Consider the following 13094-nt stretch of genomic DNA (forward strand, 5'->3'; position numbering starts at 1 on the left):
GCGCGCTTGCTCCCTCCGAAGAGGCTCTCGACACCCCGCTCAGCCCGCCGCTTCTCAACGACGAACCGGGGCCTGCTACCCGGCGCTCCGACGCCTACCGGGACGGGACTCACACCCGCTAGCTCGGTCCAACTTTCAGGACGCAACATTGCTCCATCCTAGGCATACCCAACTGATCGTTGTGGCTCGCAGACAACTGGTTGTTTGATCTTGCTCTGATACAGCTGATGTGATTCATGCACCCAAACAATCGGTTGTCGCGAAGGAGTCGAGTGCAGGTGAAATCGGGGTCCGGCTTCGGTTGGCTGTGGTCGGCCTACGCCGTGAGCACCTACGGCACATGGATCGCCTTCGGAGCGTTCCCGCTCATCGCGGTTCGGGTCCTGCACTCGCCGGCATTCGCCGTCTCGCTTCTCGAAGCCGCCGGACTCGCTGTCGCGGCGATCGTCGCGGTCCCGTTCGGGCCCTGGGTCGAGCACCGGGCCAAGCGACCGGTGATGGTCGCGATGGACCTGATCCGCTTCCTGGCGATGGCAAGCGTTCCGATCGCGTATCTCCTGGGCTTACTGTCCTACGGCCAACTGCTTGTCGTGTCCGTCATCTCCGGAACCGCGAACATCGCCTTCACCGCCGCCTCCGGCGCGTACCTGAAATACCTCGTTCGCAGCGATCACCTGCTCCTCGCGAACGGCAGGTTCGAGGGCACGAGCTGGGTGGCGACCGCGGCAGGACCGCCGCTCGGCGGCGCTCTCATCGGAGTGCTCGGCCCGGTCATCACCGTCGCCGCGGACGCGATCAGCTACCTGCTGTCCGCGCTCGGGGTCCTGCGCATCCGCGGCGGCGACGTCGCGGCGCTCCGATCCCCGGCCAGCACGCTGCGCGGCGCCGACCTTCTCAACGGCTGGCGCTTCATCCTTCGCGATCGGGTGCTGCAGCGTCTGTTCTTCAACTCCGTGACCGTCGGCGGTCTGATCATGGCCACCGTCCCGCTCCTGTCGGTCCTGCTGCTGGGCCGGTATCACTTGCCGGCCTGGCAATACGGTCTCGCTTTCGGCGTCCCCGCCATCGGCGGCTTCGTGGGTGCCCGCCTCTCCGCACACCTCGTCGCCCGCTACGGGCGGTACCGGGTCATGACGGTCTCCGGCTGGCTGCGATCACTCTTCCCGCTCGGCCTCGCCTTTACCCAACCCGGGGTCCTCGGGCTCCTCACGGTCATCGTCGTCGAGGGCCTGCTGATCACCTGCATGGGCGTCTTCAACCCCATCTACGCAACAGAACGTCTGCAGCGCACTCCCGCCGATCACGCCGCACAAGTCCTCAGCGCATGGAGTATCAGCAGCAAACTCGCACAGGCCACCCTCATGGTGCTCTGGGGCGTCCTCGCGACGCTCACCGGCCCGCTCACCGCGATCACCCTCTCCGGCGTCCTGCTTCTTGCCACCCCGCTCTTACTACCCAGACGGACACACCTGCCCGATCCCGCGGCCGTCTCGCACGCCGAAGACGTCCGTCCCGCATGATCCACCGCAACGCCCCGCTCACCCCCGAAGTCCGCACCGACCAGCGTCCACGACCCGATCGAACAAATCACCCGAGTGGTGCCCGGCGCAGCAGAAGCAGATGAGTGGCGGGCCTCAGATCAATCGTCGAAGACGTGCCAGCAGATGGCGCTCCGGCGTTGTTGATCGTCGAGAACGAGTTCACGGATGGCGGCAGGGAGATGCACCCGCTGCCACTCCCGTTCCTTGGCCCGAGCTTGCGCAGCGTCGTCGGCTGGGACGCATGCACTGGCCGCCCTGATGGCGTACGCCGCAGCGCCCAGGTCATGGGCGGCGACGTGACGTGAGCCACCGCAACCGCCTGGCCCGCCGACAGTGCAGCGAACTTCGCTGGATCGGGCATCCCGCGCGCTCCGGCATTCGCCTGGAAAGCCGCTCGGTGTGCGTCACCCATACGCACTTCACCGCGGATCCAGGCTCGTCCGACATCGATAGCGTCGCGGGGCCGGCTGTCACCTGGTCGATGATCCTCGAACAGATGCAGCACGTGCTCGGCGCACAAGAAGGCCCAGTCAGCCAACAGTCGGTGGTGTTCATCGGTCAGAGTGCCCCCGCGACGGATGGTGATCAGCCGAGGATCACGCTCTTTCGGGAGTATCACAGTCCCATTCCTACCATTCACGAGTTCGCCCGTTCGGTGACCGCTGCGGCCGCTTCGTCGGGTTGAAATGCGCGGTACAGGTGGAGCGGCCGACGCCGAGGTGGGCGGCGATGGCGGTGACGGACTCGCCGCGGGCCTGGCGGGCGCGGGCGATGTCGAGCTGATCGTCGGTGATCGTCGAGGCCGTCGCGGCGCCCGACGGCGGCAGCGGCATGTAGTCCGTCAAGGGTGCGCTCGCGGTTGAGGTCGCGTTCCATCTCGGCAGCCAGGGCGGCGACGGCGGCGAACAGCAGTCGGTCGGCGACGATGTACGCGAGGGGTGTCATCCTAGAAGTCCTCACTGGGTGTGCGCCGGCGTCCCCAACGCCGCCATGCGACGACAACGGAGTGTTGCCGCATAGGGGAAGGCTATCGGGAGGGTGTCTGTTGAGCGACGATCAGCGGGAGTTGCTGGGCGGCCGAATCGGGTCCGTCCTTGACGAGGCTGTGGCGTAGTCGCTCGACGTGTCTGCGGACGGGGCGGGTCGGCAGCCGAGGTAGGCGTCCAATGCGGCGGCCGCAGTGAGCATGGCGCGGCTGCGGGCCGAGAGGCGGGCACGCCAGTCGCGCAGCATCGACTCGAGCGGTGCGACTCCTCCGGCGCAGCGGACCTGGACGATCAGTGGGGCGATCTGCTCCAGCAGGTAGCCGCCTCGTCTGAGTTGGTGGGCCAGTAGGGCGTCGCGCACGTCGGCCGCGCGGTAGACCCGGTAGCCCGTCTGCGGGTCGCGGTGTGGTTGGACCAAGCCGGCCCGTTCCCATTTGCGCAGGGTGGCTGGGCGGATGCCGAGCCTTCTCGCCAGGGGGCCGACGAACGTGTCGCCGCGTTCTTGCGGTACGGGGTTGAGGTCGTGAAGCGCGGCTTCGACGTCCTGGAGGGTGCGGCGGTCGCCGAGAAGCTGGGCGTGGCTCTCGTCGATGAGCCGAAGCGCGTCCTCGGTCGTGCCCCGGTTGACCGCCTGCATGATCAACGTGGCCGTCTGGTGACCGTGTCCTGGCACGAGAGCGAGGAACGCCCGAAGGGCCTGTGCGTGCAGCGGCGTGTAGGCGCGGTAGCCATGCAGGGTGCGTTCGGCGTCCGGAAGGATCCCGGACGCTTCGTAGTTCCTGATCGCCTGCGTGGACAAGCCGTGCCCACGCGCCAGGTCAATCGGCCTGAGCCGACCATCGCCTTGAAGGTTTCGCGTCAATGTCCTGCCAATATCGAGGATAAGTTTAAAATGACGGTTCAACGATACCGTTGAGGGTATGACTGCTTCTATCAAAGACGCCGCACATGACGTCGACGCTGCGACCGTCATGGGGTTGCTCCCGGCCGGGCCGCGGCTGCTCGCCCTGGGCGAACCCACCCACGGCGAGGACGTTCCGCTCGAGCTGCGAAACGATCTCTTCCGGCAACTCGTCGAGCGGGAGGGCTACCGGACGATCGCGATCGAGAGCGACTGCATGATGGGCCTGGTCGTGGACGACTATGTGACCTCGGGCGTGGGCACTCTCGACGACGTCATGGAGCGTGGCTTCAGCCACGAGTGGGGCGCCTTCGCGGCCAACCGCGAGCTGGTGCGTTGGATGCGCGCGTACAACGACGGCCGGGCCGCGTCACAGCAACTGCGCTTCGCCGGTTTCGACGGCCCGCTGGAGATCACCGGCGCCGCGAGCCCTCGTCAAGCCCTTACCGCACTGCACGCCTACCTCACCGCTTGGGCTGACGCCGACCTGCTTCCCTGTACTGCGGAAACGCTCGACCGCCTGCTCGGCGCTGACGACCGGTGGACCAATCCCGCCGCGATGATGGACCCGTCCCAGTCCGTGGGGCAGACGCCCGAGACCAACCAGCTGCGGCTGCTCGCCGATGATCTTGTGGCCCTGCTCGACGCGCAAACGCCACACCTGATCGCGGCGTCTTCGGGGGAGGACTGGTACCGGGCGCTCCTGTATGGGCGTACCGCCACCGGGCTGCTGCGATACCACTTCTGGATGGCCGACACGTCACCGACCCGCATGGCGCGGCTGCTCGGCGTGCGGGATTCGATGATGGCCGCCAACCTGCTCGCCATCGCGGAGCGGGGCCCGGCGCTGGTGAACGCCCACAACGGCCACCTCCAGCGGGACAAGAGCACGATGCGGATGGGCGGCCTGCCGGTGGAATGGTGGAGCGCCGGGGCGATCGTCAGCGCCCGCCTGGGTGAGGGGTACGCCTTCCTGGCGACGGCCCTCGGCACGATCCGCCACCAGGGGGTGGACGCCCCACCTCCGGACACCGTCGAGGGGCTGCTGTATGCGCTGCCGGAGGACCGATACGTCGTCGACGCCCACCAACTGGCCGCTATCCTCGGCGACGTGACGCCAGTTCCCCGCGTGTCCCCCTGGTTCGGCTACGCCCCGCTGGACCCGGCCCACGTGGCCAGCACCGACGGGATCGTGTTCGTGAAGGACGCCCCGCCGAGCTAGGTTCCTCAGCGTTCAGCGCCGACTGGCCGGCAACGGTCCAGGTGGCGACCGGGTGTCGTCGGCTCTCGTCGACGGTGCCCGGGTCACCCAGTGCGCGTAGCGCCCGGTTGGTGTGCGGGCTGGCGTCGGCTGCAGCGCGACAGTCCGAGAATGTGGTCGGGGCCCCGCCGCGAAGCTGAGAGCCCGTATCAACTCGTAGACACGAGTTGATCAGATCGGGGCTCGAGGAGCAAAACCGCCCGATCCGGCGCTAAGGAGTTACCGCAGACAATAGACCATTATCTGCGGTAAACTGGGTTCGGGTCGGCACCCGACACGACGCAATGCCCGACCCCGGCCGCCGCGACTCCGCAATTTATCTGCGATAGAGCCAACCAGGGGCCGCGTGAGCGCCGAACCGCGAGGGGAACGGACACGGCGATGGGCTTGGAGACCGATGTGAGGATCGCGGTGGCCGATGTCGTGCACCGGTACGCACGGGACAAGACCGGGGTGGACCTGCCACGGCTGGTCCTGGCATCCGGAAGTACCGGACGACGCGGCGGTGTTGCGGGGTCTCGGGATGGGGGCCCCGGAGACGGTGGCGCAGGATCTTCGCGTGTGGGCCCAGGCGCTCTCGCTCGAACCCCGGCCGCACCGCGATCCCCGGATCGAAGGATTTCCCCGGATCACCGAGTACGCGGGTGAGCTCGCTGGTGTCCGGATCCGGATTTCGGGCATCACATCCATCGGTGGCGATGGCTGACCCGGCCCGGGTCCGGGTACTGCGGCCGGGGGGTGCGCCTGGGTGACGCGGTCACCGCGTACCTGGCCACGATCCCGGTCGCCAACACCCGCCGCGGCTACGCCACCGCCCTGAACCGCCTCGTAGCCGATTTCGGCGCCGATTCGGACGTGGGCCTGCTGGAGGCCGAGCGGGTGGGCGGCTGGTTCACCTTCGTGTGGGGTGGGCGGTCGGCGCAGACGTTCAACGTGCGCCTGGCCGCGCTGCGCGGGGCGTGCGAGTACTGGCGCAAGCAGCGGTGGCTGGTCGGTGATCCGTTGTCGCGGTTGGTGACCCGCTCGATTCCTCCGGATCATTCCCGGGCGCTGCCGCGTGAGGTGGTGACCGCGCTGCTGACCACCGATGTGGTGCTGCGCGAGCGGGTGTTCTGGCACATGCTGTACGAGACCGCCGCGCGGGCCGAGGAGCTGCTGCTGCTCGATATCCCCGATCTGGACATGCCCAACCGGTGCGGGACCGTCACCCGCAAGGGTGGTGCGACCGACATCGTGGCGTGGCAGACCGGTACCGCGCGGCTGCTGCCACGCCTGTTGGCCGGCCGCCGCCGCGGCCCGGTGTTCCTGACCGACCGCAAGGCCAAACCCGGGGTAGCCCGTGTCGATATCGACCGGGACTCCGGGCGGGCACGGCTGTCCTACCGGCGCGCGGCCGAGCTGTTCGAGGCGCACACCACCGATTTCCCGCGCGGCCCGTTCACGCTGCACCAGCTGCGGCACAGCCGATTGACCCATGCCGCGGAGGATGGGGCGTCCACGCCGATGCTGATGCGCATGAGCGGGCACACCTCGGTGCGCTCCCTGGGCAAATACGCGCGCCCGTCGGCGGAAGCCCTGATCCGCTGGCAGGCGCAGACCGACCCCGCCGCCCGCCGGCGCCGGTGACGCGGACCAGGCTGCGATGACCCAGAATTGGATCGTCGAAGGATCCGCCGGGATCCAGAACAAGCGGACCCCGCCGACCTCGGATTCTGATGGCCAGCGGTCTGGGGGTGGGAACCACACCCCTCGCACGGTCTTGCCTTTGAGCGCACTCGAAGGCATACCGTCGCCAGCATGACTACACATGCAACCCAGACCTGGATCATCACCGGTGCTTCGAAGGGTCTCGGGCGCGCGCTGGCGGAGGCGGCGCTCGCGGCGGGTGACAATGTCGTTGCGGCGGTGCGCAACCCGGACAGCGTGGCCGACCTGGTGACCAAGTACTCCGAGAACTGTCTGGTGGCTCGCTTCGACGCTCGCGATGCGGACGCGGCCGCCGGTCTGGTGAGCACCGCCCTCGACCGGTTCGGTCGTCTCGACGTGCTCGTGAACAATGCCGGCCGCGCGGTGATCGGCGCGGTCGAGGAGGTCGGTGACGCGCAGTTGCGGGACCTGATGGACCTGCACCTGTTCGGCCCGGCGGCGCTCGTGCGGGCCGCGCTGCCCGTGCTGCGCGGCCAGGGTAGTGGCACGATCGTGCAGATGAGCAGCCAGGGCGGACGGGTGGCGTTTCCCGGTGTGTCGGCCTATTGCTCCTCGAAGTTCGCGCTCGAAGGCTGGTCCGAATCCCTTGCGGCCGAGGTCGCGCCGTTCGGGGTGCGCGTGATGATCGTCGAGCCGAGCCGGTTCCGTACCGCGTTCAACGCGGAGCTCGAGTTCAGCACGGTGTCGGAAAGCTACCGTGACACGCTTGCCGCGCTGCGGGCCGACATGGCGGGCGCCGACGGCGTCCAGGAAGGCGATCCGGTGCGAGCGGCCGACATCATCGTGCGCCTCGCGCACAGCGAGGACGTCCCGCTGCGCCTGCCGCTCGGGCAGGAGGCGGTCGAACGGCTGTCCGGCGTCTATCGTCGTGGCCTGCACGAGGTTGAGCAGTGGGCCGAGACCGCCCGCAGCGCCGATTTCGACGACGCCGTCTCCTCGGTTCGCCCCGTTTAGGCTGGATGACGTGGCGACGGACGAATTGATGGAACGGGCGCTGGCAATGCTCGGCGACGAGGACGACGACTTGGCCTCGATCGAGGTGATTCACCGTCTCTCGAATGCCGCGGACATCGAGGCGCCGATGACCATCGCCGACGTCGCGGACATGCTCGACGTCTCGCCCCACACCCTGCGCTACTACGAGCGCGCGGGGCTGATCGAGGTCGGCCGCGACAGCAGCGGTTACCGCGCCTACGACGCCGAAGCGGTACGGAGGTTGGTGTTCCTGACCCGAATGCGGCTGTCCGGCATGCCGATGCGCGATCTTCAGCACTACATCGAGCTCGTCGACGCCGGCGAGGACACCGTGCCGGAGCGGCTCGACATGCTGATCGAGCACCGCGACATGATCCGCCGCCGTATCCGCGAACTGACCCTGTCGCTCGCCGCGACGGAGTACAAGATCGCCACCTACGGCGGCCGCACCGGCCCCGACGTCTAAGTTTGCCGTTGCGCTGCACCCGTTCACGCCCCGGTCACCGACAGCACACCCGGTTAATCGTTGTCTCGAGCATCGGGATCACGCAGCTTGCGGTGGGCGCCGCCGAGATCGGGCAGGTGGAAGGCGTAGTGGCCATCGATGCCGATGTGGGCGCGGATGAACGCCGACAACCGTTCCGCGTCGGCGTCGAGCACCGGATAGCCTTGGGCGCGTAGCTGTTCCAGGGCGCGGTTGGTGTAGAACGTATTCCACAGAACCGTGCAGTTGAGCACCAACCCGAGCGCGGAGAGCTGATCTTCCATGCCCTCGTAATAGGTTCGGGTCATCTCCCCCTTCTTCCCGTGATAGATCCGCCGCGCCAGATCGTGGCGGCCCTCCACGAGGTTGGCTTGGGCCTTGCCTTCGCCCCGATACGGTTCGTCGTCGGCCAAGCGCAGGATGTGCAGGGTTTTGAAGATCCGCCCATAGTGCGCGATCCCCTGGCCCAACGGGGTGGGGTTCCCATCTCGGGAGATCATGCGCGTGACGTCGTGAGCGGAAACCTCACACTCATTGATCGACACCGCGACCCGGCACATGTCCTCCCAGTGCGCGGCGATCTTGCCGGTGTCGATGCGCCCCCGCGCGGCCTGGTTGAGAGGCCCGTAGTCGGCGCCCGGGTCGAACCGCCACAACCGCTGATCGGGCAGGTTCGCCAACTGCGGCCGATACCTCTTGCCGATCAAATGCACCAGACCGAACACGATGTCGGAATAGGAGCCGGTATCGGTGATAATCGCCTCGGGGACTTTTCCGCCCCGCTGGAGCTGCACGACATCGATGAAGTTCAACGAGTCGCGTGGCGTCCCGGACACCACCTTGGCCGCCAGCCCGGCGGCCTGGTCGTTTACCGGCGCAGGGAACCTATTCCGAGGTGCCCAATTCCCCGCTCTCCCTGATGGATCCATCGGCGGTGGCGCGGTCGGCGACGTAGGCGGCCCAGTCTCGTTTGGCCAGGTCCGTCCACTTCTCGGCGGTCGTGATCGACAGACCGAGCACGTCCACGAGGACCGGGACCGGCAGGTCACCGGCCAGGGCCATCAGTGCGGCATTGCGGGCGGGACGGGCAGCAACGCCCAGGTCGCGCAGTTTGAGCTGAATGCTGGATTGACTGCGCGGCCGGCCCGGGGTCTGGCCGGGAAACAACCACCTCGCCGAGCGCGGATTCGACGCGAATCGCGATGGAATGCACGGGGTTTCGGCTAGCTGTTGCAACAGCACCGCAAGCTTCGGCGGGAGCAGCAAGGGATGCCGTCCGGCATGCAGAAAGCTGCGGTCGGCATTGTGCTCGAACTGGTCGACGGTGAGGTGGCGGATGCGCGAGACAGGCAGGCCGAACAACAGCACCAGTGCCGCGAGGGCGCGCAGGTCGAGATCCATGCCGTCATCGGTGAGGCAGCGGCGCAACAGTTCCCATCGGTGTTGCTCGTCGAGGACCTGTTCCGGATCCTGCCGGGGCTGGACCGGCACCGTCAGTTTTGGTGCCAGGTCGCGGCGGTGTGCCCAGTCGAGGAAGTAGCGGATGGTGTAGCTGCTGGCGTTTCCTGCGGTCAGCCAGCTGTCCAGCATCGGCTGGTCGAGCTGGTGCAGGGCCAGGTTGCGTTCGTCGAGCCAGCGCAGCAGAGCGAGCACGATGGTGACGCGGGTGCGCAGATAGGAACCAGCGAGAGCGGGTTGACGACGGGCGGATGCCCGTCGACGTGCTCGGCGCAGCAGAAACCAGTGCGTGAACGGCCGCATCAATCGCGCGTGCTCAACCGGTGCGGTGGCCAGGAGCGAATCCAGCCATGCGGGTAACCGTTCGAGATCGTCGTGCCGTTCGGGCAAGACACCAGTGGTCACCAGCAGTTGACGGACGTAGAACTCGTGCCGCCCAGGCGGGAGTCCGTCGAGCAAAGCGTGAGTGAGCGGCTCCCCGCTGATGGCAAGCTGCGCAAGCAATCTCGCGTTCGGACTGCGGTCCACCCAGCGTATCGACACACGCGGATTCGCCGACGCCGCCAGCGCCTGGCGCACGGGCTCCAGCTGTGGGGAGATCTGCCCGCCGGGTCCAGCCAGCAGATCACGCAACCGCAGCTCCAGCGTGCAGTGTGCGCATCGTCCTGGCGAATAGTGGCGTCCCGGGCGCGCGCAGGAATCGCAGCGCGGATCCAGATCGATTCCCGCGCAGGGCCCGCAGATCGGTGCGCCGTGGTGGTTGTGGGCGACGAGGATGTGGGGTCGTTCGCAGTCTGCGCAGTCGGCCGGGGAGTCGAGCAACCGGTTGTGGCAAGTGGTGCAGAGCGGGCCGATCGGCCACCGCGCGTGAACGGGCTTGTCCCGGCCGCACTCGCTGCACTGTTCGATCGTGCGGGGCATGCAGCTGTGGCAGTACCAGGCGCGGTCAGGGCCGCGGCGACGGCTCGGCTTGGTTCGGCCGCAGACCGAACACATCATGTGTGGGCCGAGATTGCAGGCGCCGCAGAGGTCGGGCTCGCCGCCGGCGGCTCGTTTGGCGATCTTCCGGACTCTGCCGCAGCGACCGCATGGTCGGCGGGGATGGCGGTGTCGGCGGTAGCAGTCGTCGCAAACAACCTCGTCTGGGCTGTTGATACTGGCTGGCGCGTCGCGTCCGCACAGGTCGCAGCGATGAGCCGGTGGCGTCCAGCAGCGCTCGCAGAGCGGAGCGCCGTCGTCGAGCCGGGTCACCGGCATCCGGAGGCGACCGCATCGGACGCATTCCTCGACCAATTCGGGGTCGGTGCGGTAGCACGACCGGCAGATGCCGCCCTCGGCCCGGCGAGCCATCATGCGGGTGTTCTGCCGCCCGCAACGAGCACACGCGCTCAAAGCCGTTTGGACAGAGCACATCTGAGAGCGCATCTGAGAACTCTGTTCGGGCAGCACGATGTGCGGCATGAGCGGCTGTTCGGCTGACCGTCTTGGAGATCGCGCCGACGGTGTGGGGATGCGTTTCGGATGACAGCACTGTCTATTCCTGAGTCGGATCCGCTGTCAGCAGCTCCCTGTCGGTCGGCAACGTCCGGTCGGGTTCCCAGGCTCGGCGACACCCGGCGCGGTAAGACATCCGCTGGTCATGGGATTCTTGGCGGGTGATGGATGCTGCGCGGCGTGAGTTGGAGCGGATGCGGGCGTCGTTTGCCGTGTGGCGGGAGCTGCGCTATGAGCGTGCCGCGGGTGCTGAGGGCTATGCCTGCGATGGGAACGCGGTACGGCGGGCAAAGGTGTTGTGGGCGTTGCAGTACGACCACAGGCCTGACGATCTGCCGCTGGTGCGGTGGTTGGTCGAGCAGGAGGCGTGGTGCCGTCGCGAGGCGCCGTTTCAGGGGCTGAGCGAGGAAACCGAGCTGGCCGGTTTCCTGCTCGCCGAGCATCGGCAGATGGAGGATGTGTGGCTGCACTGGCAGATCAAGCGAGCCAACTTCGACACCTGGTGTGGCTACGACCTCGAGTATCTGTTCGCCGCCGGGGTGCGGGCCACGATCGCCTTTGTGCGCGACAGCGGGCATGCCGACCGGGACGCCGTGCTCGAGCTTCTACTCGACGGGGAGGGTCGGTCGCACGTGTCCGAGGAGGGCGTGGTGGAGTGGTCGCGGCGCCGGCGGTTGCGCTTCCCGGCTGATCCAACCGCCGAGGACCCGCTGACCTGGGTTAGGCGCGCCAAACTGGCCGGCGAGCGTGAACTGGCCCGCCGGGAGCTGGACCGGTGGATGGCCGGCCGTCAGCGGGACAAGGCCACCTTGGGCCAGCTCAGCTACCAGTTGGCCGATCTGGGGGCGTACGCCGAAGCGGCCGGGGTGCAGCGCGAGAGCCTGGTGTACGTCGACACCCCATGGGACTCGGCGTCGGCTTGGCGGGTCCTGGCCGGACTGGAACGGCGGGCCAGCGACCACTATGCCGCTTGGGATGCGCTACGCGAGTGCCGCCGAGCCCTCGATGGCGTGTCCGGGTGGCCGGAGGTAGGTCTGGGCCGGATGTACGTGGAGGAACTGTTCCTGCTGGTCGGCTCCGCAGAGGGCGAGTTGGCCGAGGCGGTGTTCGCCGAGGCAGACCGTCAGGCACGCGACGTGCCCCGCCTGCCTCTGGTGGTGTTGCAGGCCGCCGCCGAAGCGGCCGACAAAGTTGGCGACCAGACCAGGGCGGAGCACTACCAGAAGCTCCGCGATGCCGAGCAACGCCGCATCGACATCAGCCAAGCCCACCCTTGATGCGTCGCCGCATCCCGATCCCTGGCCAGCGTTCCATCAGATACCGCCAACACACGCCATTCGGCATGAGCGGGCAACTGTTCGTCTGGGTCTGTCGGCTCAGGTGTGCTGGTCGGTGGTGCGGGCGAGTCGGCGGGTGAGGGTGTGGATGGAGGCGAGGTAGACCATCGCTTCGTGGTGGTCGGGGCGAGTCTCGTAGTCGCGGATCAAGCGGCGGTGTTTGACCAGCCACCCGAACGTTCTCTCCACCACCCACCGGCGGGGCAGCACCTCGAAGCCAGTGGCGGTGTCGTTGCGTTTGACGATCTGAATGGTCAGTGCGAGAACGGATTTGGCCCAGGTGACGAGCCGTCCGGTGTAGCCGCCGTCGGCGAAGACCAACGACACCGCCGCGAAGCGGGTAGCGACAGCGGCCAGCAGCCGGTGCGCGGCGTCGCGATCCTGGATGCAGGCTGCGGTCACCACGACGGCCAGCAGCAGCCCGGTGGTATCGGTCGCGATGTGACGTTTGCGGCCTTTGATTCGCTTGCCAGCGTCGTAGCCAGCCGTGACAGCGGCGACGGTGTCGGCGCCACGCACCATCTGCGAGTCGATGACCGCTGCGGTCGGCTGTGGGGCACGTCCGGCGCGGAGGCGGGCACGATCCCGTAATACGTCGTGAATGTGTTGCCAAGAACCGGCTTTCGTCCAGCGCCGGTAGATGTCATAGACCGTTTTCGCCGGTGGGAAGTCATGGGGCAGCTGAGCCCAGGCGATCCCGCCGCGCACCAGGTAGAAGATCGCGTCGCACACCAGCCGCCGCGGCCACTTCTCCGGCCGACCACCACGTCCGTCGCGACTGCCCGGCGGCGGGAGCAGCGGCTGAATCGCCCCGGGTTTGGTGCTCACCTTCTTTCTTGAGGAGGATGGGCACACCATGCCAGCGAAGTACGACGAAGCGACCAAGGCCAAGGCTGTCCGGCTGGTTGTCGAGCATCGAGATGATTACGACAGCGAGTGGGCCGCGATGA

Annotated in this window: 12 protein-coding genes and 1 pseudogene; 7 read left to right on the forward strand and 6 right to left on the reverse strand. The window is 67.6% G+C overall.

What is annotated here, in order from left to right:
* The first annotated feature begins 272 nt into the window (after positions 1–272).
* Positions 273–1520: an MFS transporter gene (locus tag AB4Z47_RS29880; protein WP_441955926.1), complete on the forward strand. Its 1248-nt coding sequence runs from the start codon at positions 273–275 to the stop codon at positions 1518–1520.
* Positions 1521–1639: 119 nt separating this feature from the next.
* Here AB4Z47_RS29880 and AB4Z47_RS29885 read toward each other — a convergent pair.
* From AB4Z47_RS29885 to AB4Z47_RS29895, 3 genes and pseudogenes are all read right to left on the reverse strand, one after another.
* Positions 1640–2160: pseudogene (locus AB4Z47_RS29885) on the reverse strand (putative immunity protein).
* Between the two features lie 10 nt (positions 2161–2170).
* The gene (locus AB4Z47_RS29890) at positions 2171–2386 is read right to left on the reverse strand and encodes a hypothetical protein (protein ID WP_441955928.1); all 216 of its coding nucleotides are present in this window, start codon (positions 2384–2386) and stop codon (positions 2171–2173) included.
* Positions 2387–2597: 211 nt separating this feature from the next.
* A complete protein-coding gene (locus AB4Z47_RS29895; RefSeq protein ID WP_441955948.1) occupies positions 2598–3350 on the reverse strand; it encodes a TioE family transcriptional regulator in 753 nt (250 codons plus the stop codon).
* 97 nt (positions 3351–3447) lie between these two features.
* On the opposite strand from AB4Z47_RS29895, the gene AB4Z47_RS29900 reads away from it, so the two are divergent.
* The 5 genes from AB4Z47_RS29900 to AB4Z47_RS29920 all read left to right on the forward strand — a co-directional run bounded on the left by AB4Z47_RS29900 (position 3448) and on the right by AB4Z47_RS29920 (position 7837).
* Positions 3448–4650 (forward strand): erythromycin esterase family protein, encoded by a 1203-nt coding sequence (locus tag AB4Z47_RS29900; RefSeq protein WP_441955930.1) that lies wholly within the window; start codon positions 3448–3450, stop codon positions 4648–4650.
* 457 nt (positions 4651–5107) lie between these two features.
* Positions 5108–5395 carry a hypothetical protein gene (locus tag AB4Z47_RS29905; protein ID WP_441955932.1) on the forward strand — a complete coding sequence of 96 codons (288 nt, stop codon included), beginning with the start codon at positions 5108–5110 and terminating at the stop codon, positions 5393–5395.
* A gap of 32 nt (positions 5396–5427) precedes the next feature.
* A complete protein-coding gene (locus AB4Z47_RS29910) occupies positions 5428–6315 on the forward strand; it encodes a tyrosine-type recombinase/integrase (RefSeq protein ID WP_441955934.1) in 888 nt (295 codons plus the stop codon).
* Between the two features lie 171 nt (positions 6316–6486).
* Positions 6487–7350 (forward strand): SDR family NAD(P)-dependent oxidoreductase, encoded by an 864-nt coding sequence (locus tag AB4Z47_RS29915; RefSeq protein WP_441955936.1) that lies wholly within the window; start codon positions 6487–6489, stop codon positions 7348–7350.
* A 10-nt stretch (positions 7351–7360) separates the two neighbouring features.
* Complete coding sequence (locus AB4Z47_RS29920; protein ID WP_441955938.1) at positions 7361–7837, forward strand: MerR family transcriptional regulator; 477 nt, start codon at positions 7361–7363, stop codon at positions 7835–7837.
* Positions 7838–7890: 53 nt separating this feature from the next.
* Here the strand turns inward: AB4Z47_RS29920 and AB4Z47_RS29925 are convergent, their stop codons facing one another.
* Together AB4Z47_RS29925 and AB4Z47_RS29930 are read right to left on the reverse strand one after the other, a co-directional pair.
* On the reverse strand, positions 7891–8784 hold the full coding sequence (locus AB4Z47_RS29925) for a Tn3 family transposase (protein ID WP_441955940.1): 894 nt from the start codon (positions 8782–8784) through the stop codon (positions 7891–7893).
* Complete coding sequence (locus AB4Z47_RS29930; RefSeq protein ID WP_441955942.1) at positions 8741–9946, reverse strand: hypothetical protein; 1206 nt, start codon at positions 9944–9946, stop codon at positions 8741–8743. The genes AB4Z47_RS29925 and AB4Z47_RS29930 overlap by 44 nt, the downstream gene beginning before the upstream one ends.
* A gap of 1022 nt (positions 9947–10968) precedes the next feature.
* On the opposite strand from AB4Z47_RS29930, the gene AB4Z47_RS29935 reads away from it, so the two are divergent.
* Positions 10969–12084: a hypothetical protein gene (locus AB4Z47_RS29935; protein ID WP_441955944.1), complete on the forward strand. Its 1116-nt coding sequence runs from the start codon at positions 10969–10971 to the stop codon at positions 12082–12084.
* Between the two features lie 99 nt (positions 12085–12183).
* Here AB4Z47_RS29935 and AB4Z47_RS29940 read toward each other — a convergent pair whose 3' ends face one another.
* Entirely contained in the window at positions 12184–12972 is a 789-nt protein-coding gene (locus AB4Z47_RS29940) for an IS5 family transposase (RefSeq protein WP_441955946.1), read from the reverse strand.
* Between the last annotated feature and the right edge of the window lie 122 nt (positions 12973–13094).

The sequence above is a fragment of the Nocardia sp. 2TAF39 genome (genome assembly GCF_052114905.1).
Taxonomy (GTDB): Bacteria; Actinomycetota; Actinomycetes; order Mycobacteriales; family Mycobacteriaceae; genus Nocardia.

What these genes read in the sequence shown, in the direction of transcription:
- AB4Z47_RS29900 (WP_441955930.1), top strand. Translation starts at nt 3,448, where the DNA reads ATGACTGCTTCTATCAAAGACGCCGCACATGACGTCGACGCTGCGACC.
- AB4Z47_RS29905 (WP_441955932.1), top strand. Translation starts at nt 5,108, where the DNA reads ATGTCGTGCACCGGTACGCACGGGACAAGACCGGGGTGGACCTGCCAC.
- AB4Z47_RS29915 (WP_441955936.1), top strand. Translation starts at nt 6,487, where the DNA reads ATGACTACACATGCAACCCAGACCTGGATCATCACCGGTGCTTCGAAG.
- AB4Z47_RS29925 (WP_441955940.1), bottom strand. Translation starts at nt 8,784, where the DNA reads ATGGATCCATCAGGGAGAGCGGGGAATTGGGCACCTCGGAATAGGTTC.